Source organism: Rhodanobacter sp. FW106-HT46G03 (assembly GCF_058789895.1).
This window is the reverse complement of record NZ_JBYTCC010000001.1, coordinates 1,547,740-1,573,245: the sequence shown is the minus strand read 5'-3', so window position 1 is coordinate 1,573,245 and position 25,506 is coordinate 1,547,740. Positions and strand designations below refer to the sequence as shown.

Annotated in this window: 21 protein-coding genes; 9 read left to right on the top strand and 12 right to left on the bottom strand. The window is 67.2% G+C overall.

What is annotated here, in order from left to right:
- Positions 1 to 1,287 carry a YXWGXW repeat-containing protein gene (locus AC3WP6_RS06670; RefSeq protein WP_492627005.1) on the top strand — a complete coding sequence of 429 codons (1,287 nt, stop codon included), beginning with the start codon at positions 1 to 3 and terminating at the stop codon, positions 1,285 to 1,287.
- Positions 1,288 to 1,377: 90 nt separating this feature from the next.
- Here AC3WP6_RS06670 and AC3WP6_RS06665 read toward each other — a convergent pair whose 3' ends face one another.
- Positions 1,378 to 2,079 (bottom strand): glutathione S-transferase N-terminal domain-containing protein, encoded by a 702-nt coding sequence (locus AC3WP6_RS06665; RefSeq protein WP_492627004.1) that lies wholly within the window; start codon positions 2,077 to 2,079, stop codon positions 1,378 to 1,380.
- Between the two features lie 132 nt (positions 2,080 to 2,211).
- Here AC3WP6_RS06665 and AC3WP6_RS06660 point away from each other — a divergent pair, with 132 nt between their 5' ends.
- A complete protein-coding gene (locus AC3WP6_RS06660) occupies positions 2,212 to 3,273 on the top strand; it encodes an NAD(P)-dependent alcohol dehydrogenase (protein ID WP_492627003.1) in 1,062 nt (353 codons plus the stop codon).
- Between the two features lie 4 nt (positions 3,274 to 3,277).
- On the top strand, positions 3,278 to 4,108 hold the full coding sequence (locus AC3WP6_RS06655; protein ID WP_492627002.1) for an NAD-dependent protein deacetylase: 831 nt from the start codon (positions 3,278 to 3,280) through the stop codon (positions 4,106 to 4,108).
- 241 nt (positions 4,109 to 4,349) lie between these two features.
- Here the strand turns inward: AC3WP6_RS06655 and AC3WP6_RS06650 are convergent, their stop codons facing one another.
- The 7 genes from AC3WP6_RS06650 to AC3WP6_RS06620 form a co-directional block, all read right to left on the bottom strand.
- Entirely contained in the window at positions 4,350 to 4,820 is a 471-nt protein-coding gene (locus AC3WP6_RS06650) for a carboxymuconolactone decarboxylase family protein (protein WP_492627001.1), read from the bottom strand.
- A gap of 432 nt (positions 4,821 to 5,252) precedes the next feature.
- The gene (idi, locus tag AC3WP6_RS06645; RefSeq protein ID WP_492627000.1) at positions 5,253 to 5,831 is read right to left on the bottom strand and encodes an isopentenyl-diphosphate Delta-isomerase; all 579 of its coding nucleotides are present in this window, start codon (positions 5,829 to 5,831) and stop codon (positions 5,253 to 5,255) included.
- 4 nt (positions 5,832 to 5,835) lie between these two features.
- Positions 5,836 to 8,106 (bottom strand): hydroxymethylglutaryl-CoA reductase, degradative, encoded by a 2,271-nt coding sequence (locus AC3WP6_RS06640; RefSeq protein ID WP_492626999.1) that lies wholly within the window; start codon positions 8,104 to 8,106, stop codon positions 5,836 to 5,838.
- 46 nt (positions 8,107 to 8,152) lie between these two features.
- Positions 8,153 to 9,262 (bottom strand): GHMP family kinase ATP-binding protein, encoded by a 1,110-nt coding sequence (locus AC3WP6_RS06635; protein ID WP_492626998.1) that lies wholly within the window; start codon positions 9,260 to 9,262, stop codon positions 8,153 to 8,155.
- On the bottom strand, positions 9,259 to 10,257 hold the full coding sequence (gene mvaD / locus AC3WP6_RS06630; RefSeq protein ID WP_492626997.1) for a diphosphomevalonate decarboxylase: 999 nt from the start codon (positions 10,255 to 10,257) through the stop codon (positions 9,259 to 9,261). Before mvaD ends, AC3WP6_RS06635 begins: the two co-directional genes overlap by 4 nt.
- A gap of 75 nt (positions 10,258 to 10,332) precedes the next feature.
- On the bottom strand, positions 10,333 to 11,217 hold the full coding sequence (locus tag AC3WP6_RS06625) for a hypothetical protein (protein WP_492626996.1): 885 nt from the start codon (positions 11,215 to 11,217) through the stop codon (positions 10,333 to 10,335).
- Entirely contained in the window at positions 11,210 to 12,271 is a 1,062-nt protein-coding gene (locus tag AC3WP6_RS06620) for a peptidogalycan biosysnthesis protein (RefSeq protein WP_492626995.1), read from the bottom strand. Before AC3WP6_RS06620 ends, AC3WP6_RS06625 begins: the two co-directional genes overlap by 8 nt.
- An 86-nt stretch (positions 12,272 to 12,357) precedes the next feature.
- Here AC3WP6_RS06620 and AC3WP6_RS06615 point away from each other — a divergent pair, with 86 nt between their 5' ends.
- The gene (locus tag AC3WP6_RS06615; protein WP_492626994.1) at positions 12,358 to 12,627 is read left to right on the top strand and encodes an acyl carrier protein; all 270 of its coding nucleotides are present in this window, start codon (positions 12,358 to 12,360) and stop codon (positions 12,625 to 12,627) included.
- Complete coding sequence (locus AC3WP6_RS06610) at positions 12,627 to 13,859, top strand: beta-ketoacyl-[acyl-carrier-protein] synthase family protein (protein WP_492626993.1); 1,233 nt, start codon at positions 12,627 to 12,629, stop codon at positions 13,857 to 13,859. The genes AC3WP6_RS06615 and AC3WP6_RS06610 overlap by 1 nt, the downstream gene beginning before the upstream one ends.
- 64 nt (positions 13,860 to 13,923) lie before the next feature.
- On the opposite strand, the gene AC3WP6_RS06605 is transcribed toward AC3WP6_RS06610, so the two are convergent.
- Together AC3WP6_RS06605 and AC3WP6_RS06600 are read right to left on the bottom strand one after the other, a co-directional pair.
- The gene (locus AC3WP6_RS06605) at positions 13,924 to 15,222 is read right to left on the bottom strand and encodes an MFS transporter (RefSeq protein ID WP_492626992.1); all 1,299 of its coding nucleotides are present in this window, start codon (positions 15,220 to 15,222) and stop codon (positions 13,924 to 13,926) included.
- Between the two features lie 57 nt (positions 15,223 to 15,279).
- Entirely contained in the window at positions 15,280 to 16,293 is a 1,014-nt protein-coding gene (locus AC3WP6_RS06600) for a LacI family DNA-binding transcriptional regulator (RefSeq protein WP_492626991.1), read from the bottom strand.
- Positions 16,294 to 16,517: 224 nt separating this feature from the next.
- Between AC3WP6_RS06600 and AC3WP6_RS06595 the strand changes: the two genes are divergently transcribed.
- The 4 genes from AC3WP6_RS06595 to AC3WP6_RS06580 are packed head-to-tail and all read left to right on the top strand — an operon-like array spanning position 16,518 to position 23,494.
- Positions 16,518 to 19,787: a TonB-dependent receptor gene (locus tag AC3WP6_RS06595; protein WP_492626990.1), complete on the top strand. Its 3,270-nt coding sequence runs from the start codon at positions 16,518 to 16,520 to the stop codon at positions 19,785 to 19,787.
- 25 nt (positions 19,788 to 19,812) lie between these two features.
- Entirely contained in the window at positions 19,813 to 20,739 is a 927-nt protein-coding gene (locus AC3WP6_RS06590; protein WP_492626989.1) for a hypothetical protein, read from the top strand.
- Positions 20,736 to 21,191, top strand: coding sequence for a hypothetical protein (locus AC3WP6_RS06585; RefSeq protein ID WP_492626988.1), 456 nt, complete (start codon positions 20,736 to 20,738; stop codon positions 21,189 to 21,191). The genes AC3WP6_RS06590 and AC3WP6_RS06585 overlap by 4 nt, the downstream gene beginning before the upstream one ends.
- Before the next feature lie 38 nt (positions 21,192 to 21,229).
- A complete protein-coding gene (locus tag AC3WP6_RS06580) occupies positions 21,230 to 23,494 on the top strand; it encodes a beta-glucosidase family protein (protein ID WP_492626987.1) in 2,265 nt (754 codons plus the stop codon).
- Here the strand turns inward: AC3WP6_RS06580 and AC3WP6_RS06575 are convergent.
- Both AC3WP6_RS06575 and AC3WP6_RS06570 read right to left on the bottom strand, forming a co-directional pair.
- Positions 23,488 to 23,862 (bottom strand): nuclear transport factor 2 family protein, encoded by a 375-nt coding sequence (locus AC3WP6_RS06575; protein ID WP_492626986.1) that lies wholly within the window; start codon positions 23,860 to 23,862, stop codon positions 23,488 to 23,490. The genes AC3WP6_RS06580 and AC3WP6_RS06575 overlap by 7 nt on opposite strands.
- Positions 23,863 to 24,010: 148 nt before the next feature.
- Positions 24,011 to 25,411, bottom strand: a complete 1,401-nt coding sequence (locus AC3WP6_RS06570) for an aspartate aminotransferase family protein (protein WP_492626985.1) — start codon at positions 25,409 to 25,411, stop codon at positions 24,011 to 24,013.
- Positions 25,412 to 25,506 lie beyond the last annotated feature (95 nt).

The window sequence follows — 25,506 nt, the reverse complement described above, 5'->3', positions numbered from 1 at the left end:
ATGTCATGGTTCGAACGGCTTTCCGTGCGCCACCATCTGCTGGTGCGCATCGCCGCCTCCATTCTGGCCTTGACCGCAATCGTGGCGGTGCCGATGCCCGCACGGGCGGAAGTGTTCGTCTCGGTCACCTTCGCCCCGCCGCCACTGCCGGTGTATGCCCAACCGGTGATCCCCGGCCCGGGCTACATCTGGACGCCGGGCTACTGGGCATGGGGTGGCGACGGCTACTACTGGGTGCCCGGCACCTGGGTGCTCGCACCGTTCATCGGCGCACTGTGGACGCCCGGCTGGTGGGGCTGGAGCAGTGGCGTGTATGTGTTCCATCCCGGCTACTGGGGTACGCGCGTCGGCTTCTACGGTGGCATCGACTACGGCTACGGCTATGGCGGCCGCGGCTATGACGGCGGCTACTGGCGCGACGGCGGCTTCTACTACAACCGCTCGGTAAACCGCGTCAGCACGCGCATCACCAACGTCTACAACCGCACCGTCGTCAACCGCACCACGACCATCAACCGCACCAGCTTCAATGGTGGCCCGGGCGGCGTGGCGGCGCGCGCCACCCCGCAGCAGCGGGCATGGGCGCGCAACCACCGCTTCGGGCCGGTCGCCGCGCAGCGGCAACAGCGCGATCTCGCCAGCCGCACGCCGGCGCTGCGCGCTGCGGCCAACCGCGGTGTACCTTCGATTGCAGCCACCCCGCGGGCCGGCGCCTTCAACAGCCACGGCGTCACCGCCGCACGCGGCGCCCCCACTGCCATGGACGCACGCGCAACGCGGTCCGCGCCGGCGTCCGGCCGGCCCGACACCCTGCGCTCGGCCGGCTTTGCGCCACACGCCCAGGCCGTGGGCCGCATGAGTGATGTTGGAAGAGCGGACGCGCAGCGCGGCAACGCGGCGCCACCGCGGGTACGCGCAAACCGCAACGGCGCATACGGGCAGGCGGAGATGCGGCAACCCAGTGAATGGCGTTCGACCGGCTCCGCGCCGCACGCAGAGAACGCTCCCCGCCGCGGCAATTTCGGCGGGCGCGGCGACACCGCGATGACCGAACGGAACGCCTATCGCGGCAACGGCTATCGGGCCGAAAGCGCCGGCATGCCGAACCGTTACCAGCCTGTCGACAATGGCTACCGGCAGCCAGCCCGTGGGCCGCGCATGGATTCGGCCCCTCGTGCGATGCCGCAGCCCTATCGCGCCGAGGCACCGCGGGCTGCGTCGCCTTCGCAGCAGACACCGGCTGCCGGGCATGGCCGCAGCCGCGGACGCGACAAGCACCAGGATTGAATCACGGCGGCCAAACACGATCGAACGGGCCGCGCCACCCGACGGGCTCGTTCCGTCATGGCCGCCCACGCTCCCAAGTGCACGTAGCCATCAGTGCTCGGGAATCCTCAACCCACGCTGCACCGCCGGCCGCGCCAGGCCACGCTGCAGCCAGGCGTCGACGTGCTTGAACGCGTCGTAGCCCACGATTTCGCGCGCGCCGTACCAGGTGATGAGGTTGTTCACCCAGCCGAGCATCGAAATGTCGGCGATGGTGTATTCGTCGCCCATCACCCATTGCCGCCCGGCAAGCCGGTCATCGAGCACGCCGAGCAGGCGCTTGGCCTCGTTGACGTAACGCGCAAGCGGGCGCTTGTCCTCGTATTCGCGGCCGGCGTATTTGTGGAAGAAACCGAGCTGGCCAAACATCGGCCCGATCGATGCCATCTGGAAAAACAGCCACTGGATGGTTTCCCAGCGCCGCGCTGGGTCGGTCGGCAGGAACTTGCCGGTTTTCTCGGCCAGATACATCAGGATCGCGCCCGATTCGAACACGCCGAGCGGCTTCCCGCCCGGGCCATTCGGGTCGATGATCGCCGGGATCTTGCCGTTGGGGTTCAGCGCCAGAAACTCCGGCACATGGCTTTCGTCGTTGCCGATGTCCACCCGGTGCACCTCGTAGGGCAAGCCGGTTTCCTCCAGCATGATCGACACCTTGACGCCATTCGGCGTAGGCAGCGAGTAGAGCTGCAAGCGGTCAGGGTGCTGCGCCGGCCAGCGGCGGTTGATCGGAAACGCGGACAAATCGGACATCGCGAAGACTCCTTGTGGCAACCGCTGAAACATGGCGTCGCCGCAGCGCGCTTCAATCCTGCCGGCGCGACTTTTCCTTCGCGCCAACCCGCGTAAGCTGCGCCCCATCTTTTGCGTATCAGGAGTCGGAACATGCCCCTCATCCACGCGTACGGCACCCCGTCCGCCACCACGCCACTCGGCCCGCTCGACATCGAACGCCGCGAGCCGGGCGCGCATGACGTCAAGATCGCGATCCGCTGGTGCGGCGTGTGCCACTCCGACCTGCACACCGTGCGCAACGAGTGGCGCAACACGCTCTACCCATCGGTACCGGGGCACGAAATCGTCGGTGAAGTGGTGGCCGTGGGCAACGCGGTGACGCGCTTCAGACTGGGCGAAACCGTAGGCGTCGGCTGCATGGTCGACAGCTGCCAGCACTGCGCAACCTGCGCGGCCGGCGAGGAACAGTACTGCGAGAACGGCTTCACCGGCACCTACAACGGGCGCGGCCAGGTGAACACCTGGGGCGGCTATTCCGAACACATCGTGGTGCGCGAAAAATTCGTGCTGCACATTCACCACAAGCCGGAGCTGCTGGCCGCCGTTGCGCCGCTGCTGTGCGCCGGCATCACCACTTATTCGCCGCTGCGCCACTGGCATGCCGGTCCCGGCCAGAAGGTCGGCATCGTCGGCCTCGGCGGGCTCGGCCACATGGGCGTCAAGATCGCCCACGCGCTCGGCGCGCACACCGTGCTGTTCACCACCTCGCCCGACAAGATCGCCGACGGCAAGCGCTTCGGTGCCGACGAGGTGGTGATCTCGAAAGACCTTGCGCAGATGACGCAGCACAAGCGCAGCTTCGATTTCATCCTGGACACCGTGGCCGCCGCGCACGATCTCGACGCCTACCTCAATCTGCTCGGCCACGACGGCACGCTGTGCCTGCTTGGCGCCCCGCCGACGCCGCATCCGGCGATGTCCTCGTCGCTGCTGGTTGGCAGCCGCCGGCAGATCGCCGGCTCGCTGATTGGCGGCATCCGCGAAACCCAGGAGATGCTGGATTTCTGCGCCGAGCGCGACATCGTGTGCGACATCGAGAAAATCGCCATGGCCGACATCAACACCGCCTACGAGCGCATGCTGAAGCGCGACGTGAAATACCGTTTCGTGATCGACATGGCCACGTTGAACCAGACCGCCAAGGCAGCCTGACCCAGTGCGTGACGGCACACCGACCGCTGCCTCGCCGCTGCAGGGCTTTGTCGCCAGGCATGCGCACCTGCTCGTGCTGACTGGCGCCGGCTGCAGCACTGCCAGCGGCATCCCCGACTACCGCGACCGCAACGGCGCGTGGAAGCGCAAGCCGCCGATCACGCTGCAGGCGTTCATGGGCGAGCCGTACACGCGTGCTCGCTACTGGGCGCGCAGCCTCGTCGGCTGGCCGAGCTTCGGGGCGGCCAAACCCAACGCCACCCATCGCGCATTGGCCGAGCTCGAACGCCGCGGCAAGCTGACGCTGCTGGTCACGCAAAACGTCGACGGCCTGCACCAGCGCGCCGGCAGTCGCCACGTGGTCGACCTGCACGGCCGGCTCGACACTGTGCGCTGCATGGCCTGCGACTGGCGCGGTCCGCGCGATGCCTTCCAGCGCGAACTGTCCGCGCGCAACCCGGATTGGGTCGGCCTCGTCGCGCACATCGCGCCGGATGGCGACGCCGACCTCGAAGGCATGGATTTCGCGAACTTCGACATCCCGCCCTGCCCGCGCTGCGGTGGCATCGTCAAACCCGACGTGGTGTTTTTCGGCGAAGGCGTGCCGCGCGGACGGGTGGACGCCGCCAACGCGGCACTTGCCGGCGCGGATGCCATGCTCGTCGTCGGCTCCTCGCTGATGGTGTACTCCGGCTACCGCTTCGTGCGCGCCGCGGTCGCCGCGGGCAAACCGGTGGCCACGATCAGCCTTGGCCACACCCGCGCCGACGCCATCGTCACGCTCAAGATCGAGGCCACCTGCGAGGAAGCGTTGGAGTTTGTGCTGGGGGAGTGAAGCGCATAACCGGGCGTCGCGGCATGACTCCTGGGCGATGTCAGCCAACGCGAAACGGCGAAACCGCTACGCACGCAGCCACCCAAAACTCGCTCGGGTAAAGCCCGACCGACAACACCGCACTCCCGTGGATCGGGCTGCAACCCGATACCTTCATGCGGTGCTTGCCGCAGTACCGAAGTGGCAACGGCCCGGTCGACATGCGTCGGCCGGGCCGTTGCCATGGCGTGCGCAGCGCCGATCAATCGTGCCTGGCGTGGTTCCCCGGCTGGTAGTGGCCTGGTTCGGCGCGGAACGGGATCGCCAACCGGTTCCAGCCGTTGATGGCAATGATGGCGTAGGTGAGGTGGGCCAATTCGACCTCGCTGAACACCTTGCGCACCTCGGCGTACAGCTCGTCGGGCACTTCGCGGTCCGCGATGCGGGTCAGCTCTTCGGTCCACGCCAGCGCCGCACGCTCGCGAGCACTGTAGAACGGCGACTCGCGCCAGGCATCCAAAAGATACAAGCGTTGCTCGGTTTCGCCGGCCGCCCGCGCATCCTTGCTGTGCATATCGAGGCAATAGGCACAACCGTTGATCTGCGAAGCACGCATTTTCACCAGTTCCAGCAGCGGATGTTCCAGGCCGGAGCGGTCCACCACCTGTTGCAATTGCACCATTGCCTGCAAGGCTTCGGGGGCGGCTTTTGCGTAGTTCATGCGTTGTGTCATGGGGGCCTCCTGATGACAGAAAAGAAAACGATGCACGCGGCGACGGAACGCTGGCGTGACACACATCAAGTACGACGCTTCCGCGCCGCAACACCTCACCAGTTGCCGTCGCACGCCACGCTTTTCAAGCGGAAATCCACGTCGGGCCGCCAAAACCGCTGCCAGTGTGACAACTGCCGCGCGCCGCTTGTCATCGCAGTAGCGGTGACGCAACCCATGCGGAGTGCACGGCGATACGCGGCCTTTGCAAACGCCGTGACGCGCCAGGCCCGGCGCCGACGAAATTCGTCGCGATAGCCATTCCGCGCGCTTCCGGCAAGGTGCGTCACGCCCAAGCGAAGACGTCGGATGAAACCGATGATCGTCGTGGGCGCGCGGCGTACCACTGCCAGAGGAATCGGCAACGGTTGCCGCAACCCGACGGTTGCTCGCTCAGGCCGGCGTGGCGAACCATTCCGCGTGCTGTGCGCGCAGGCGCTGCCATTCGAGCTTGAGCCACGGCGTGTAGCGCTCGGGGTTGGCGGCAATTTCCTGGTCGAGCATGTCCGGCGCCACGTAGCGCAGCGCGGCGATTTCGCTGGCGTTGACGTCGGGCGCCGCGTCGCTGCGCCCGGCAAACACGTGGCACAGCTCGTGTTCGGAGCCGGCATCGCCGTAGCTCGCCTGGTAGGTGAACTCGAACAGATGCGTGAGCTCGCAATCGAAGCCAAGCTCTTCGGCAAGACGGCGGTGGATCGCATCCTTGAGCCGCTCGCCGCGGCGCGGATGGCTGCAGCAGGTATTGGCCCAGTAACCCGGCCACAGGCGCTTGCCCTCGGCGCGCTGTTGCAGCAACACCTCGCCGTTCGGGTTGAACACGAACAGGGAAAACGCGCGGTGCAAGGTGCCGTGGCCGTCGTGCGCACTGGCCTTGTCGAGATACCCGATTTCGCGATCCTTCGCGTCGACCAGGATCAGCGGCTCATCGTCGAAGGAAACCACTTCGTCGCGACGTGGCTGCTGCTCACTCATTGCCTTACCCCAGATCCACGGCCATCGCCTGATAGCCCGCGTCGCGCATCGCGGCGATCACGCGATCGCGGTTCTCCGGGCACAGTGCCACGATCGACCCGCCACCACCACCACCGGTGAGCTTGGCGCCCAGCGCACCGTTTTCGCGCGCGAGCTGCACCAGCTCCTCCAGCTCGCGGCTGGACACGCGCAGTGCGTTGAGCAGGCCGTGGCACACGTTCATCAGGTCGCCAAGCTGCTGCAGGTCATGCCCTTCGAGCGCCTGCGCGCCTTGCAGCGCCAGCCGGTCGATCTGCTCAAAGATGCCTTCGTACAGCGCCGGGTTGCGCATCCACGCACTGCGCACGTTGCCCACCGTGCGCGCGGTGAGGCTCTCGCGCCCGCTGATGCCGATCACCAGCGGCACCGAGCCGCCGAGTTTCAGCTCGCGAATATCCGGCTTGGCACCGGCGGCATCGCGCTGATAGAGCACGGTCTTGCCGAACGTGGCCACCGTATTGTCCACGCCGGAAGGTGAGCCGTGCGCCACGCGCTCGCACTGGTAGGCCAGCGCGTTGACCTCGTCATCGGTGAGGCCCAGCTTGAAATGCCGATCCAGCGCGCGCACGACGGCGACCGCGAGCGCGGCGGAACCGCCCAGGCCCATCGCGCGCGGCACGTTGGGAAACACTTCGATATGCATCGGCCGCTCGATCAGGCCGAGGCGGTCGAAGATCAGCCCGAGCGATTTCTGGATCGAATCGCGGCGCGCGGGATCGCGACTGAAATGGCACTTCACGCCCCAGCGCGCGATCAGCATTTCGACGCCGCCGGACGGCATGTCCTTCACGCTGGCGTGGATCGCCAACGGAATCGGCGCGGCAATGGCGTGGCTGCCGTACACCACCGCGTGCTCGCCCAACAAAATCACCTTGCCGTACGCGGACACGCCATCGGCCGGTACTGGCGTGTCGGCCGGCACGATGATGCCGGCGCGACCGTGGCGCAGGCCTTCGATGATCTCCAGTGCCTTGTGCACCTTGATCTCGCCGCCTTCGACCAGTTGATCCACCACCGCATCGAAAATGTCGGCACCCGCCCCGGCGGCAATCGCCACGCTGCGTGCATGCAGCGTCATGTGGCCCTGCTGGATGCCCTCGGTAGAAAGGGCGCGCAAGGCGGAGAAGTTCTGCGCCAGCCCCACTGCGCCCATGATTTCTGCCAGCTCGGTCGCGCTCTTGACGCCGAGCAGGCGCAGGTTCAAGCCGACGGTGGCGTTCGACAGCAGCGAACCGCCGACGATGCCGACCTTCATCGGCATGTCCAGCTCGCCGACCAGTTCGCCGCTCGCGCTCTTGTACCAGCGCGTCAGCGCGGTATAGCGCCCGCCGCGCGCGGCGTACGCGTGCGCAGCCGCCTCGATCGAGCGCCAGTCGTTGCCGGTGGCCAGCGCCACCGCGTCCACGCCATTCATGATGCCTTTGTTGTGGGTGGCGGCGCGGTACGGATCGAGGCTGGCAAACTCGTTGGCGAGAATCACGCCGTCGCGCACGTCCTCGCCGGTGAACGCCTTGCTGGCCAGCGCGTCGACCGGGATCACGCAGCGCGCGCGCACCAACGCGCGGTCGGCCAGGTTGGACAGGATGCGCAGAAACACACGTCCGCTGGTGAGTTTTTCCACCAGCGACGCCACGCCTTCGCACATGGTGTTGACCAGGTTCGCGCCCATCGCGTCGCGGGTATCGACCAGCAGGTGCAGCACCACCATGTCGCCGCCTTCGGCGCGCGCCAGGAGCTGCACCTCGATGTCCTTCGCGCCACCACCGCGCGCCACCATCTGCGGGTGCAAGCTGTTGGCGAGGTTGAGCAATTCTTCCTTGTGTTGCAGCAACGCGGCCTTGGCCTGCACCGGGTTCGGCACATCCACCACCTGTACCTGGCCGATCAGCACCGGCTCGGTGCTTTCGACGTGGAAGCCACCGGTGCCGCGCACCACCTTCGCCGCCGACGACAGCGCGGCAACGATCGACGGCTCCTCGACCACCAGCGGTATCACGTAGTCGCGCTCGTTGACGAGAAAGTTGAGGCCAAGCCCGACCGGCAGGCCCATCACGCCGACCACGTTCTCGATCAGCTTGTCGGCGCGGCTCACCTTGAGCGTGTGCTCGCCCGAGGCCAGTGCGTGGTAATCCTCCGCGCTGAGCCAGCCGCGCTCGTGGATCATGCGCACGCGCTCAGCCACCGAGAGTTTGTAGAAAGCCGGAAACCGCGCCGTCTTCGACGTATCGACACTCATTCGCCATCACTCCACAAGCACGCAGCCGCGGCCGCATCCATCCGGTTCAAGGGAAGTCACCGCCCTGCCCGGCCGCGCCATGCGACGGCGAACCGGAGTGCATGAAGGAGACGTCGCACTGCACGCCCTGCGGATCAACCGCCAACCCCTCCGCGTGCAGGCCGGCCGCCATCATAGCGCGGCGCACGCGTTCCAGTTGCGGTGCACCATCGGCCACCACCACGCCGAAATCGCCACCTGCGCCGCAGGGTTTGAACGCTGCACCCGCGTGTGCGGCAAGCGCAGCCAACTCGCGCTGCGCTGGCGAGAAAATCGCCAGCCCGCTGGCGCGTTCCAGCCGCGACAGTGCCGCCGCATACGCTGCCACCAGCGCAACGAAACCTGCCGCATCGCCGTGCAGCGCCGTGGGCGCGGATCCCGCCAATTGACACAATTCGCCCATGCGTGCCGCGTAATCCGCCGCGTGCGTCTGCCGCCAGGCGGCCAAGTGCGCCAGTTGGCCGGCTGTCGATACCGCCTCCTGCGACCACACGAACAGGCACTGCGCGCCGGCCGGTGGCCAGCTCGCCGATGACGAAGCCGGTGCGGCACCAGGCATGCCGCGCCGGTACGTCAATGCGCCACCGGCAAGGCTCGCCGCAATGTCGACGCCGCTGCCGCGCCCGCCTTGCCAGGCGCCATGCCACGCAACCAGGCGCGCCAGCCATGCCGGCGTGGGGGCGAAACCCTGCCCGCTCGCGCGCACCAGCGCAGCAGCCAGCGCCACCGTCAACGCCGCGCTCGACCCCAGCCCGAGCTTGCGCCGGCCGGTCGGCGTGGCCGCAAAGAAACCCGAAGTGTCCAGCGTGAAGTCCAGGCCGCCGCGCGGCGCGAGGCCGATGCCGGCCAGCGCATTCCACACCTGCGTCACCAGGCCGAGGCGAGCCGCATCGGCGACAGTGTTCCACTCCAGCTTGCCGGCAGCGTCGACGCTGGCCGACGCTGAAGTGATACCAAGGTCTGGCGCAGCTACTTCCACCCCGGCACCATCGGCGCTGTCCAGTATCACCCGTGCACGCCGGTTCATCGCCACCACCAGCGCCGGCGCACCATCGAGCACCGCGTAATCGCCGAGCAGCACCAGCTTGCCCGGCGCGCTGGCTTGGATGCGCGTCACGCGTGCGGCCCCGCCACCAGATGTGCGCCAGCGCCCAGCCCGCACTCGATCACCTCGAGCACGCCCGGCACCTCGCGCAGCGCGGCCGCCACCGCGGGCAGCGCTTCAGGCAGACACACTGCCTTGACCTGCGGGCCGGCATCCACGGTGAAAAACACCGGCATGCCCTGCCCGCGCAGTTCGCGCACCCGGTGCATGCAGGCCACGGTCGCGCCGTTCCAGTAGATCAGCCCCGGCCGCGCCGCGAGCGCCAGCGCGTGCATCTTGAGGCAACTGTGTTCGGACACCTCGGCCAGCCGTGCGAAATCGTGCGCCGCCACCGCCGCGCGGGCGGCAGCAAGGTCGGCCTCCTGAGTCGCGACCCACGCACCCTGGAACGGCGAGGTCGCCGCGGTGCGGCGCATGCCAACAGTGGAACTGACGCTTTTCGCCGCCACCGAGGTCACCGCAATCGCCACCGCCAATGGCCACTCCGCACGATCCAGCAATGGGTGCGCGATCGAATCGCGCCCGTCTGCGCATTCGCCGCGCGCCCATTCGACAAAGCCGCCAAAGATCGAGCGCGCCGCCGAACCCGAGCAGCGCCGCGCCAGCGCCGACAATTCGCCGGGCGGCAGCGCCAGCCCCAGCGCTTGCGCGCCGGCGAGCATCAGTGCCGCAAACCCCGACGCCGACGAGGCCAGCCCGGCGGCGGTGGGAAAGTTGTTGTCGCTCACCACCTCGGCGCGCCAATCCACCCCGGCGCGCGCGCGCAGCAAATCCAGCCCCGCGCCAACCCGCGCCGACTCGCTAGTCTTGCCATTGAGTTGCACCCCGTCGGCACCGGCCCCGGCGACGAAAGTCACCTGCGTGCGGGTGCGAATGCGGTCCAGCGTGATCGACAGCGAACCCACGCACGGCAGGTTCAACGCCTCGTCGCGCTTGCCCCAATATTTGACCAGGGCGATGTTGGGATGGGCTTCGGCGGTGGCCGAACCGGGAGCAATGGCAGGCATGGGCAAGATGGCGTGGCAACGCACGCAAGCATACGCGAGGCCGCCGGCCCGACCAATGGCAAAACGGTGCCCGGACTATGACGCCGCATGCCGGTCGATCGCCGCCAGCAGCGCGAGATTCAACGCGTGCTGCTGCGCATGCCAGCCGGCGAGCCTGGCCGGATCGATCGCGGGCTGCTCGTCGAGCGCGGAGAGCTTGCGTTTCCACCACGCGCGATAGCGGTAATACGACACCTCGCCGTTGATGTCGCTGCCGACCAGCTCGCCCCGGAGACTGTCGATCACGCCCAGCGCATGCCGCAACTGGAAGCGCCCCTGGTCCCAGTTGGTCTGCGCCACGTCGGCGGCAAACACGTCCTTGTCGATCGAGAGATAACTGCGCAGTGGCTGCGTGCGCTGTTCATCGGCAAACGCAGCGACGAGATCATCCGGCGTATCGAATGTGCGGAACGCGCGCGCGATGCCGAGCCGGCGCGCCCACGCCGTATCCACGCCCATGCTCCAGTAGGTGAGCTTGCCGCGCACGAGCGGCGCAAGATAGTTCTCCCACGCGTGCCGCGCGCCGATGTCGCCCGAGGTGATGCCGAGCACGTGCATGTGCGCCACGAACGGCAGCCGCGCCACGCGCCGCACCCACGAGCCGCAATGCACGCCGAACGGGTAGCGCATGTTGTCCGGGTGGTTGTCCAGCACCACCACCTGGATTGGCGCCGTGGGCCTGAGCCGGGCGATCAGCGGCCAGCTCAGGTGGTGGAAATCGCCCGAGCCGGTGAACACCGTGCCGTAGCGCGCGGGCAACTGCGCTTCGAGCACCGCGCGAAAACGCCGCATGGTCGCCAGCGAGCAGCCAAAACGCACGGCCTCCTGCCACGACCCCAGCGGCAGCGTGATGCGGCCCGGCAAGGCTCCGACTGAGGCGTCCAGATCGAGCACCAGCGGCGGCAAGGCACCCTCAGTCATCCGCTTGCTCCTGTTGCTCCCGCCACATGCGATCGCTCTCGAAATGCCCGCCGAGCTTGCGCAGCAACGCGCGCAACAACGGATTGCGCGCATACACCGCGTGCCGGGTGAAGGTGAAGCGCGCGCCGAGCGCGGCTTTCACTTCCGGGTCGGTCCAGCCGGCGACGTAATGCGTCAGGCCTCGTTCGCGCGTGTAGGCGAGGTTGTGCATCCAGCTCACGAAATACAGATTGTGTTCGCGCGCGGCGGGGTAAGCCAGTCCAATGTACTTGTCCACCAGCTTGCCGGCGTACTCGTAGCACAGGTTCCAGCCGATCATCGCGCCCTGGTGGCGATACACGAACACCACACCGCCACTGTCGGCATCCTGCAGGATGCGGCGGAAGAACGCGGCGGTCAGGCGGTCGAAATGGATCTCGCTCTGCGCGTACACCGCATCGAACAAGGCGTAGTACGCGGCGAGCGTGGCTTCGTCGAAAAACCGCGCGTCGCCGGTGCGCACGACTTCCACCTCGAGCCCGGCACGTGAGCGCAACTTGCGCCGGAGGTTCTTGCGCCGGCTGTGCGACAGCCGGGCAAGGTAGGCGTCTTCCGAATCGAAATCGATCGGCACGTAGGCCAACGCCTGGCCTTCGAGCAGCACGAAACCCTGTGCCACGCAGGCATCTGCCAGCGCCTGGGCGCGCGCGTTGGTGCCCGGATCAAGCAGCGGCGACGCCTGCGCGATGTCCTTCACGATCAGCAGCTGCGTGTCGCGCCCCCAGGTTGCCTTCAGTTCACGCACCAGTTCAGCTGGCTCGCCGGCAGCCGGGATCGGCGCGTACTCGCTGACCGTGGTGCCGACGAATCGCGTGCGCCAGGTGAGTGCGCGCCGCACCAGTGGCCAGCGTCCCAGGCGCGCACGCAGCGCGTCGTCCGCGGTGGTCAAAAGATCGAACGGCGCGACGAAGCCCGGCAAGCCGCTAGGCAGGCGCCCCACGCCAAACCCGACCGGCGGCTCGGCCATGAACGCGGCAATCAGCCCTTCAGGTTCCAGTGGCGACACGAAAGGCATGCGTAAGACGGTTTCCCTAGACTAAACGTCGTAGCCTGCGTGAATGACCTTGCGCGGGCCTGTCACCACTCCATCAGGATCCGCCCATGACCGCTACCACGCAGGAACAGGTGTTCGAGCTCATCGCCAAGCAAGCGAAAGTCGAAACAGGCAAGGTCACGCCGCAATCCACCTTGAAGGATCTCGGTATCGCCTCGCTCGACGCGATCGAGCTCATCTTCGACATTGAAGAGCACTTCGACATCCATTTCCCCGAGCAGCAAGGCGCCAACTTCGACACCGATACCGCCCAAAGCCTGGTTGCCGCAGTGGATCAGGCGCTCGCCGAAAAGGCCAGCGGCGAAGGCACCAAGTAATGCCCACGATCGAAACCCGCCGAGTCGTCATCACCGGCATGGGTGCGGTGAGCCCGCTTGGCCTCACCGCCGACGAACTCTGGCACGGCATGCGCGAAGGCCATTGCGCCATCGGCCCGTTGCGCCACAAGGACAGCGACGCGCTGCGCGTCAAGATCGCGGCACAGGTACCGGAAACATTCGCTCCCGCCGCGCGCATCAACGAGCACATGCTGCCGCTGCTCGACATCACCTCGCAACTCGCGGTGTATGCCTCGTACGAGGCTGTCGAGCAATCCGGGCTCGACTTCACGCACGGCGACCTCGCGACGCGCACCGCCACCATCATCGGCACCGGCGTCGGCGGCGAGATGACCCACGACGAGCAGGCGTACCGGCTGTACGCGGAGAAATCCAGCCGCACGCATCCGCTCACCATCGTGCGCCTGATGGCGAACGCGCCGGCCAGCCAGATCAGCATCGCCCACGGCCTGCGCGGGCCAAGCTTTGCCGTGGCCAGCGCCTGCGCCTCGGCCAACCACGCCATCATCGAGGCCGCGCGCATGATCCACTTCGGCCTGGTCGACGTCGCCGTCACCGGCGGCACCGAGGCCTGCCTGTCCTATGGCTCGCTGCGCGCATGGGAGGCCATGCGCATCCTGTCCACCGACACCTGCCGCCCGTTCAGCGCGAACCGCCGTGGCCTGGTGCTCGGCGAGGGTGCCGCGATCTTCACGCTCGAGTCGCTCGACCACGCGCGCGCGCGCGGCGCGACCATCCTTGCCGAACTTGCCGGCGGCGGCATGAGCGCCGACGCCACCGACATCGTTGCGCCGAACCCCGACGGCGCCGCCAGCGCCATGCGCCAGGCACTGGCCGACGCCGGCCTCAACCCGGACGACATCGACTACATCAACGCGCACGGCACCGGCACCCAGGCCAACGACGTCACCGAAACCCGCGCCATCCACGCGGTGTTCGGCGACCGCCCGAAGCATTTGGCCGTCTCGGCGACCAAATCCATGCACGGCCACGCGCTGGGTGCCTCCGGCGCGCTCGAACTGGTCGGCGTGATCGGCGCACTGCGCGAAGGCGTCATCCCGCCCACCGCCAACTACGACCAGCCCGACCCGGAATGTGACCTCGACTATGTGCCGAACACGGCCCGCGAAGTGAAGGTCGACGCCGCGATCAGCAACTCGTTCGCGTTTGGCGGCCTGAACGCGGTGCTGGCGTTGAAGAAGGCACCGTAACCCGCGGCGTTGCCGCCCTGCATGGTGGTACCTGCGCCGACACCAGCGACGGTCGCCGCGTTGCTCAGCGTACGCCGCGCACCGGTCGGATGGCCCAGGCACCCAGTGCGCTGAGTACCGCCGCCACGACGAACAGCACCGCGTAGCTGCCGGCACTCGCGAACAGAATGGCGGGAGCAAGCGCCGGCATCAGGGCCTGGGGCAGCACGCTGGCGATATTGAAGATGCCCAGGTTCCTCGCCGCGTGGGTCTCGCGCTCCGGCAGTACGTCGGTCACCAGCGCGAAATCGACCGTCAGATACACGCCGAGCGCGCCGCCGGCCAGCGCCATGCCCACGAGAAACCAGGCATACGAAGCGACGAGGGCAATCATCAGCAAGGCCAACGCATAGGCCAGCGCCGCCCCACACACGAACACCCGGCGGCGCCCGAGCGCATCGGACCACGCGCCCGCCAGCACACCGGTAATCGCTACCGCGCCAGACTGCACCAAGGTGGACAGGAAAATCAGGTGCGGCACCCGCGCCGGCGCACAGCCCAGCTGGTCGATCAGGTAAAACTCTTGATAGATCATCAGCAACGAGACCCCGGCGTAGAGCAGGAAGCGGCTGCCCCAGACCCAGGAAAAATCGGGGAAGCGCCGCGGGTCGATCCAGAAGCTGCCGAAGAACTCGCGCCAGCCGTAGCGCACTCCATGGCCTGCCGCCAGCCGCTGGTCGGGCAGCACCCACGCCAGTGCCAAGGTGCTCGCCAGGGCGATCACAGCGGGCACCAGGAAAACCCCGAGCCGGAATTCCTCCAGCGCTTCCACCAGGAAGGTACCGCCTACCATGCCCAGCGGCAGGCTGAGGTTCACGATGCCGGACACCATGCCGCGCTGCGATGACGAGACCTGATCCGCGAGGATCGCCGCGAGTGCGGCCAGCTGCGCGTTGAAGGCCAGTTGCGCGATGCACCAGCCCAGCAGGAGCTGCGGAATCGACACCGCCGTCGCCACCACCGCCAGCCCCAGCATCCCGCCCAGGGCGCCGGCCAGCAGCCACGGTCGACGCATGCCGAAACGCGACGTGGTGCGATCCGAAAGGCGCCCGAAGAACGGGTTGGCAAACAACGCAATCAGCGCTCCCATGCCCACCACCAGCGACAGGCCACCAGCCGCATGCGCCGGGGCCAGCTCGCGCACACGCATGGGCAGCTCCACCAGGATCGGCGGCAACAGGGCCACCCACAACCCCAGGTAGGCCATGCCGTAGGCGGCGATGAACGGCCAGCCCGCGCGTCGCCCCGACGACGCTCCGTCAGCACCGGCATCGGGCTGCACGGGAAGTCCCTGCAACGCCGCCTTGGCCTTGTCGTCGGTCACCGCCCGCCCCCATGCACCTGCGACCGGGTTCCTGCTGAAACCGGCGTTAGGCGAATACTACGGGTTCCGGGGCACCGCTGCGGAAGCGCGCCACTGCACTTGGTATGGCACCCGTTCCGGCGCCGGCGGGGCACCATCGCGAATCGACTGCAGCACGCTTTCGACCGCTACGCGGCCCAACTCGCGGCACGGCTGGTGCACCGTGGTCAGGCCGGGCGAAATCAATCGCGACGCCGGCGTGTCGTCGAAACCGCAGACCGACAGGTCGCCCGGGATGCTCAGCCCGCGCGCGTAGGCTTCACGCATCACCCCGCACGCCATGTCGTCATTTGCCGCGAAGATCGCCGTAGGCGGGCGCGGCCGGTCGAGCAGCGTCCGGGCCCCGGCCATGCCCGACGCAAACGCGAAATCCCCGTCCACCACAAGTGACTCATCGTAGGCGATGCCGGCCTTGCGCAGCGCATCGCGATAACCGTTGAGCCGCCAGGTGCGCGCGCCATGCCCCTGCAGCCCGGCGACATGGCCGATCCGGCGGTGTCCCAGTGCCACCAGGTGGGCGACGATCTCGGCCGCCGCCTTGCGCTCGTCGAAACCGACGTTGATGCGCGATTGGCGCAGCTTCGACGAGATCGTTGAGTACGGCACGCCCAGCTCGTCGAGGCGCTGCAACAGCGCGGCGTTGTTCGCGTGCGGCGGCACCAGCACCAGCGCATCCGGTCGATGGGTAGCCACGAAGCCGTCGATCCGCGCGGCGAGATCGTCCGCCGCATCGAACGGATGCAGCACCGCGTTGTACGGGGTGCCCTCGCATGCCTGCAACACACCCACGATGAGCTCCATGGTGTAGCTGGAGCCGGACATCGGGTTGTCGTACAGCAGCGCGACCAGGTACGAGCGATTCCCGGCCAGGCTGCGCGCCGATGCGTTGGGCACGTAATTGAGCGCCCGGATCGACGCTTCGATCCGGGTGCGCAGTCGCGCCCGCACGCTCGGATTGCCGTTGAGCACGCGCGACACGGTCTTGGTGGATACGCCGGCATGCGTGGCGACGTCTTCGATTCTCACGGACATGTGCGGGCCCATCCCCCGATTGTTTGCAGCGTCCCATCCTACCCCAGCCGGCTGACCGCAAGCCACGTGGATTCCGTCCGTTTCAACCAAAAATACCAGCGCTGGTATTTTCTATTGACTGCGCTGGTACATTTGACTAGCGTACGCCGTCGCAAGGGCGCGTCGTGCGCGGATGAAAAGCCGTGCCGGCTGGGCGCACTGCCACACACTGGGGAGACACCGAAGTGGAAAAGAAACCATCCGTGCATCCGCGTGCGCGTACTGCCGTCCATCTGCGGCTGCTGCCCCTCGCGATCGCGACGACGCTGTTCATGGCCGGGCCGGCAGCGGCCATGGCCGCGCAGGCCGCGCCGCAGGAAACCGACCAGGCCACGCCGTCCACGCCAGCTACCACGCCCGAATTGAAGGCGGCGACCAAGAAGAAGGTTTCCACCGCGGCAAGCGAGAAAGAAGCCAAGCAACTCACCGGCATGACCGTCAACGGCTACTCGTCCAGCCTGAACCGCGCACAGGACATCAAGCGCTACGCCGACACGGTGGTCGACGCCATCTCCGCCCAGGATGCCGGCTCGCTGCCCGACCTGTCGGTGACCGAGGCGCTGCAGCGCGTGCCCGGCGTGGCGGTCAGCGCGTTCGGTGTCGCCGCCGACCCGGACCACTTCTCGATCCAGGGTTCGGACATCAGCCTGCAAGGCCTGCCCTACACCAGCACCCTGTTCAACGGCCGCGAGGTGTTTTCCGCCGGCGGTGGGCAGGGGCTGAACTTCGCCACGGTGTCGCCCGAGCTGATCGGCTCGGTGATCGTGAGCAAGAACCAGACCGCGGACATGATCGAGGGCGGCATCGCCGGCTCGATCGACCTGCATACGCGCAAGCCGTTCGACAGCAACAAGGATACCCAGGCTTCCGTCACCCTCGGCACCTACTGGGGCGACCTGGCCAAGCGGGGCACGCCGCAGATCGCCGGCCTGTTCAGCCACAACTGGACTACCGATATCGGCCGCTTCGGTTTCCTCGCCAACCTGGCCTACGACCGCATCGACCAGACCGACAATGCGATTTCCGTGGTCGATTACCAGCGGCGCTGCAATGGCTGCGACCTGCCGGGCGGCAGGACCGACGCCTTCCCCGGCCTTGCGCCGAGCGAATACCGCTACGTGCCGGTCGGCGGCGACCTGCGCCACCAGGACGAAACCAGCACGCGCTTCGGCCATGCGCTCGCCCTGCAATGGGAAAGCCCGGACAAGACCTGGCAGGCCGCGCTGACCTGGAACCGGGCATCGGACTCCGAAACCACCTTCGAGCACACCTTCCAGGCATCGACGGATGGTTGCGGCGGCCAGACGCTGGCCGGTTGTGCCGTGCCGCTGGCGGGCACCACGCCGGTGTACGACGCCAACGGCATCCTCCAGTCCGGCATCATCTCGGGCGATCCGGCGCCGTCGACCTTCCTGCCGTTCACCTATGGCGGCGTGCCGACGCAGCTCGACACCGCCGGCTTCAAGCGGCGTTACGTGACCAACGACTACGCCTTCAACCTGAAGTGGAACGTCAACGATCGGCTGCACCTCAGCCTGGACGCGCAGGACACCCATTCCGACTACTCGGATCGCTACTACTACATTCGCCAGATGACCCAGGCAAACTGGTACGTCGCCACCCACGGTGACAACGTACCCACGCTCAGGCCGTTGTCGCCGGATCCCAATCAGACGACCGCGCAGTATTTTTCCAATCCCGACAACACCTATTGGTCAGCCGCGCAGGATCACCAGAAGAAGTCGTGGGGCAACCAGCGCGCCTTCCGCCTGGACGGAAGCTTCGACGTGGCCAAGGGCCCGCTGGACGACATCCAGTTCGGCTTCCGCCACAGCGACCAGAAAGAGACGCTGTACAACTCGCCGTACAGCTACTTCTGGGATATCAGCACGCCTTACGCCGGCGGGCCGGGGCTGGCGGTCACTGCCGCCGATACCCCCGGGGACGTGTCCCCGTTCCACCTCAACCTGCCGGCCTTCGGCAACGGCGATTTCGGTGTGGTCGCGCCCTTCTTCAACCTGAATCCGCAGTCGCAATTCTGGCAATCCGTCGCCGCGATGAAGCGGATCAACCAGCAGTCGCTGGCCATGAACCCCGGCTGGAGCTGGTGGAGCCCCTACTACACCAACTACGAACGCGACCAGTACGGCTATACCTTCGTGCCGGGCACGCGTTATCTGCCGCAGGAAATCTCCTCCAACGGGGAGAAGACCAACGCCACGTATCTGCGCCTGAACTTCAGCAACGGCAACCTGGATTTCCTCAGCGGCCTGCAGATCAGCGGCAACGTCGGCGTGCGCTACGTGCATACCCAGGACAATGCGTCGGGTTACCTGCTGCTGCCGGACATGAAGCAGGCCCTCGGCAACGCCACCGTCCCGGAGTACTGCCTGGGCGTGACGAAGAACGGCACCCAACCCGCCTCGCCGGGCACGTTCTGCGCGCTGACCCCGGCACAGCAACAGCAATACGTGACCTTCGCCAACGGCGGATACAGCCCGATAACCGCCCGCAGCGGGTATGGCAACTGGCTGCCCAGCTTCAATCTGGCGATCGGCTGGACCGATGACCTCATCACCCGCTTCGCATTCTCCGAGTCGATCTTCCGGCCAGCGCTCAACCAACTGGAGGCGGGCCAGTCGATCAGCGGGCTGCTGCCCTACGGCACCAACGGCAGTACCGAACCCACGGTGGGCAACGGCTACAACGGCACGAACCCCTACCTCCGGCCCATCACGGCGCACAATTTCGACCTGAGCCAGGAGTGGTACTTCGGCAACGCCGGCTCGCTGACCGGCATGCTGTTCTGGAAGCAGTTGAACCACACCATCCAGTACATCACCAACGTGGTGAACACCTCGGTCACCAACAATGGCGTGACCTATCCGGAGCAGTACACGGCTGGCCTGGCCAACCTCGACCAGAAGGGCAGCGTGGGCGGGGCGGAACTGGCCTACCAGCAGAAATTCGATTTCCTGCCGGGATGGCTGTCCGGTTTCGGCGTGCAGACCAACTACACCTACATCAAGCCGCACGGCCTCGGCTTCGGCTCGGTGAACTATTGCCCCGCCACCTATCTGCCGGCCACGCAGTGCATCAACCAGAAGAAGCTGCCGCCCAACGAGCTGTCGCGCGACACCTTCAACTTCACCGTCTATTACGAAAAGGGGCCGCTGTCGGCACGCCTGGCGTGGAACTGGCGCTCGCAGTTCCTCATCGCGGGCCAGGAGGCGGACTACCCGTTCATGCCGGTCATGGCCGCGTCGCAGGGACGGCTGGACGGCTCGCTGATCTATGCGCTCACCCCGCACGTCAAGCTCGCGCTGCAAGTCGCCAATCTCCTGAATTCGACGTTCAAAACGCGCGAGATCATCAACACCGACGGCTTGTCGGTGCCCAAGGGCTTCTTCCGCAACGACACCCGCTACAACCTCAGCCTGCGCGCGGATTTTTGACCCGACGCCCGTGACCGCCTCCGTCATGGCACCTGCCGATACCGATGCCGCGACGGGGCGGAACCACGACCGCACGACCTCCCCAGTTGCCGCCACGCCCGTCACGGCGGGTGTGGCGGCCTTGTTCGCCGGCATGCTGCTCATGCTGTCGGTGGCCATGCCGGTGCATGCCGGGACGCTTCCAGAGCTGACCGCAAAGCCGGCCATCGCAACCCTCGCGCGCACCGGTTGTGATGCCATCGCCGCGCGCGTGGACGCGACGCCGGGGAACGTTCCAGTCCTGCTGCGCACCTACGACAGCCGGCGCGGGCACGGTGCGCCCACCCTGCCGCCGCTGCACTCGGCGGCCTTCACCTACGACAACGCGCTGGCGGTGATCGCCCTGCTCGCCTGCCACCGACAGCCGCAGGCCGAACGCATCGGCGAAGCCCTGCGGCTGGCCGCAAGCAACGACACCCGCCTGCGCGATACCTATCGCGCCGGTCCCGTCACCGGCAGCAAGCCACTGCCCAATGGATGGTGGGATGCCAAGCGCCAGCGCTGGGTCGATGCCGCGCAGGCATACGCCGGCGCCTATCAGAACGGCAGCTCGTGCGGCAACATCGCGGGGGCGGCACTGGCGTTGCTGGCCCTGCACCGCGCCACCGGCAACCCGCGCTGGCTCGCCGCCGCGGTACATCTCGCCGATTGGGTAGTCATCCACGCGTCGGACACCCGCGGCGCCGGCGGCTTCGATGGCGGCGTCGAGTCGTTCCCGCTGGTGCCGCGCCGGGCCACCTGGAAATCGACCGAACACAACATCGATCTCGTTGCGCTGTTCACGTGGCTCGCCCACGTCACCGCCCCCGGCAACGACTGGGCAACCCAGGCGGCACATGCCCGCGATTTCGTGGCATCACAGTGGGACGCCGGCAGCGGGCATTCTGGATCGCCACCGGAAGCGACGGCGTGACGCCGCGCCGCGCGCCATCCGCCTTCGACGTACAGTTGTGGGCGCAGCTCCTGCCCGACGCACCGAAAGCGTGGCAGCGCGCGCTGACCTGGGTTGAACGCCAGCATGCCGTCGCCGGTGGCTTCGCCTTCATCGACGCCCGCGACGGGATATGGACGGAAGGCACCGCGCAAGCTGCGCTCGTCTATTGGCGCAGCGGTAACCTGGCCGAAGCAAATCGGCTGCTCGCCTTGATCGCCAGCCAAGCGGCGCCAAGCGGATACCTCTATGCCCCCCAAACCGCGCATCGCCGCGCTGTATTCCCACTATCACCACCGGCCCTGCCTCGCCGCCACGGCATGGGCCGTGATCGCTGCGACGGATCGCAACCCGTACCAACCAAAGGCGAGTACGCCGCGATGACGCACCACCTCCGAAAACACTCACCGCACGCCGCCTCACCAACGTGGTGAACAGGTTTCCCCGGCGTCACCACCATCGAGAGAACGACATGGCACTTCACAAGACCTGTATCGCCACGCTGATCGGCACCGCCATGCTGGCATCCGGCGCCGCCGGCGCGAGCGCGAACGACTCGGCACGCCCATGGATGAACTCCGCGCTGACGCCCGACCAGCGCGCCGAACTGGTGGTGAAGGCGATGACGCAGGGCGAGAAGTTCCGCTTGATCCGCGTCGACTTCGGCAACACCGACAACGGTCACGTGATGGCGCCGGGCGCGCTGGGCTCGGCCGGTTACGGCCCGGCCATCGCGCGGCTGGACCTGCCCGCCCTGCAGGAGAGCGACGCCGGCCTGGGCGTGGCCAAGCCGCACAAACTCGGCGCCACGGCCCTGCCCTCGGGCCTGGCCACCGCGGCAAGTTTCGATCCGGCGATCGCTTATGCCGGCGGCGCGATGATCGGCGGCGAGGCGCATCGCCGCGGCTTCAACGTGATGCTGGCCGGCGGCGTGGACCTGGTGCGCGATCCGCGCAACGGGCGCAATTTCGAATACGCGGGCGAAGACCCGCTGCTGGCCGGCGTGATCGCCGGCAATGCGATCGCCGGTATCCAGAGCCGGCACGTCGTCTCCACCATCAAGCACTACGCGCTCAACGACCTGGAAACCGACCGCACCACGGTGAGCGCCAACATCGACCGCGCCGCCGCACGCGAGTCGGACCTGCTCGCCTTCGAGATCGCCATCGCCACCGGCCGGCCCGGCTCGGTGATGTGCTCCTACAACCGCATCAACACGGTCTACGCCTGCGAGGACGGCTGGCTGCTCAACGATGTCCTCAAGCACGACTGGCATTACCCCGGCTTCGTGATGTCGGACTGGGGCGCGGTGCACAGCGGCGCGAAAGCCGCGCTGGCCGGGCTGGACCAGGAATCGGCCGGCGAGACCTTCGACAAGGAGGTGTATTTCGATCGACCGCTGCGTGCCGCGGTGGCCTCCGGCGAAGTACCGCAGGCGCGCCTCGACGACATGGCGCGGCGCATCCTGCGCAGCCTGTTCGCAGCCGGCGTGCTGGACCATCCCGCCACGCAGTCGCCGATCGACTTCGCCGCCGACCGCAAGGTGGCGCAGCGCGCCGAGGAAGCCGGCGCGGTGCTGCTGCGGAACCATGACGCGCTGCTGCCGATCACCGCCGCGCAGTCCGTGGCGGTGATCGGCAGCCACGCCGACAAGGGCGTGCTGACCGGCGGCGGCTCCTCGGCGGTGCAGTCGCCGCAGGGCAACGCCGTACCAGGCCTGCCGCCCACGGCGTGGCCGGGCCCACGCATCTACCAGCCGTCCGCTCCGCTGACCGCGATCCGGCAGCGCGCGCACGGCACGGTGAGCTACGCCAGCGGCGAGGACATCGCCGCCGCCGCGAAGCTAGCCACACAAGCCAAGGTGGCCGTGGTGTTCGTCCACCAGTGGGCGGCGGAAAGTTTCGACCGCCCGCTTCTTGCCCTGTCCGGCAACCAGGATGCGCTGGTGGAAGCCGTGGCCAAGGCCAACCCGCACACCATCGTGGTGCTGGAAAACAACGGTCCGGTGGCGATGCCGTGGCTGGACCGGGTGGGCGCAGTACTGGAAGCTTGGTACCCCGGCGCGGCCGGTGGCGACGCCATTGCGCGGCTGCTGTACGGCGAGGTCGCCCCGGCCGGCCGCCTCCCGGTGACCTGGCCGCGCGACGAATCGCAGTTGCCGCGCCCGACGATCCCTGGCGCGGGCCTGGCTGCCATCGGCCTGCCACCGCAGGGCCAGCCGGCGCAGGAAATCGACTACAACATCGAAGGCGCGGACGTCGGCTACCGCTGGTATCAGCGCCAGCACCTCGAGCCGCTGTTCCCGTTCGGCTATGGCCTGACCTACACGCATTTCGCCTACAGCGGCTTTGCACCGCACGCGAAAGGCGGCAAGCTCACCGCCAGCTTCACCGTGACCAACCGCGGCAAGCGCACGGGTGTGGACGTACCGCAGCTCTACGTGACCCTGCCCGGCTCGAAAGTGCGAAGGCTCGCCGGCTGGTGCCGCGTGAGCCTCGCGCCCGGCCAATCCGCGCAGCTCACGGTCACCGCCGATCCGCGTCTGCTGGTGAACTTCGACGGCAAGGGCCAGCGTTGGCTGCGCCCGGCCGGCGACTATCAGTTGCAACTGGGCCACTCGGCGACGTCGTTCGAGGGCGAAGGCAAAGTCGAGCTGACCGCCACCAGCTGGGCAGCCGACGTCTCGCCGGCCGGCACGCCGCAACGTTGCACGGCCGGACGCGCCGCCAATCAGTAGTGGTAGTTCGGCGCGCCGAAGTACACGCGCGTGTGCGTGATGAGCAGCTCGGCGTTGAAATCGAAGACGGCGATGGGTCGAATGCGGGTGTAACGCCCGTCCTTGAGGAAGCGGACGCTGAACGCGAACGCGGCGGCGTTGTCGACCACCCGTACCTCGCCTTCCAGCGAGGCCTCCAGCTCCATCGCCGTGGCCATCGCGTAGAACCCGCGAATTTCCTGCGTGCCCTTTTTCGGCGGTGATCCGACCGGATCCTCGACCACGGCGTCCGCCGCGTACAACCGCACGATCGCGGCGAAATCACTGTGGTTCAAGGCCGCGAGGTAGGCCCGCACCACCTGATACATCGCATCGTCCCGCTCGCTCATCGCACCCTTCCCCGCTTCGCGTAAGTGACCCGCGAGCGGCGGCAAGGCCGGCGGCGGGAAACGCGGAACGTTACATCGCGTGCGTGCGGGGTGGGCTGATCCAGGTCGTGGCGTACCGGCAGCAACCGGTACGCCCACCCGATCCATCTCAGCCTTTCTTCGCCTTCGTCAGCAGCTGGTCCAGCAGCTCGATGGCGAGGTCGATCTCTTCATTGGTGATGTTGAGCGAGGGCGCCAGCGTGATGACGTTCTTGTACCAGCCGCCCACGTCGAGCACGAGGCCGATCGGCTTGCCCTTGTGGGTGAGGCCGCCGGCAAGGCCGATGTCGACCATCTTGTCGAGCAGCGCCTTGTTCGGAGTGAAGCCGTCTTCGGTGCAGATCTCGGCGCGCAGCGCGAGGCCGAGGCCGTCGACATCGCCGATCTCCTTGTGCTTCTTCTGCAGGCTGCGCAGGCCTTCGAGAAAATGCGCGCCCTTTTCCGGCACGGTCTTCTCATAGTTCATCTCCTTGCCGTACTTGAGCACCTCCAGGCCCAGCGCGGTGCCCAACGGGTTGGAGTTGAACGTGGAATGGGTCGAGCCCGGCGGGAAGATGGTCGGGTTGATCATTTCCTCGCGCGCCCACAACCCGGAGAGCGGATTCAAGCCGTTGGTGAGCGCCTTGCCGAACACGACCACATCCGGCGTCACGCCGAAGTTCTCGATCGACCACAGCTTGCCGGTGCGCCAGAAGCCCATCTGGATTTCATCGACCACCAGCAGGATGCCGTATTGGTCCAGCACCTTCTTCAGGCCCTTGAAGAAATTGCGCGGCGGCACGACATAGCCGCCGGTACCCTGGATCGGCTCCACGTAGAACGCGGCGTATTCGCACTGGTTGGTCTTCGGATCCCACACGCCGTTGTATTCAGTCTCGAACAAGCGCGCGAACTGGTGCACGCAGCTGTCGGAGTACTCCTCCGCGCTCATGCCCTTCGGCCGGCGGAACGGATACGGGAACGGCAGGAACATCGCGCGCTCGCCGAAGTGGCCGAAGCGGCGGCGATAACGGTAGCTGGAGGTGATCGACGAGGCGCCGAGCGTGCGACCGTGGTAGCCGCCCTCGAACGCGAACATCAGGCTCTTGCCCTTGGTGTAGTTGCGCACCAGCTTCAGCGAATCCTCGATCGCCTGCGCGCCGCCCACATTGAAGTGCACGCGGCCGTCCAGCCCGAACTTCTTCTTCGCGTCGAGCGCGATCTCCTTCGCCAGCTCGATGCGGGTCTGGTGCAGGTACTGGCTGGCGACCTGCGGCAACAGGTCGATCTGGCGCTTGAGCGCATCGTTCAGGCGCGGGTTGCCGTAGCCGAAGTTGACCGCCGAGTACCACATCTGCAGGTCGAGGAACGGCGTGCCCGCGGTGTCGAACATGTAGCTGCCTTCACCGTGGCGAAAGATCTTCGGCGGGTCGACGTAGTGGACGGTATCGCCGAACGAGCTGTATTTGGCTTCATCCGCAAGCAACTGGGCATCGTCGATGATGCCGGCGGCATTCTGGTCAGTGGTCATGGTTTTGATCCGTGGTGCAGGAAAGAAGGGAGGGGCTGCTGACGTGGTTCACGCGCCGCAATGCCGGCGCGACAACGCGCACAGGCGTAGACAGG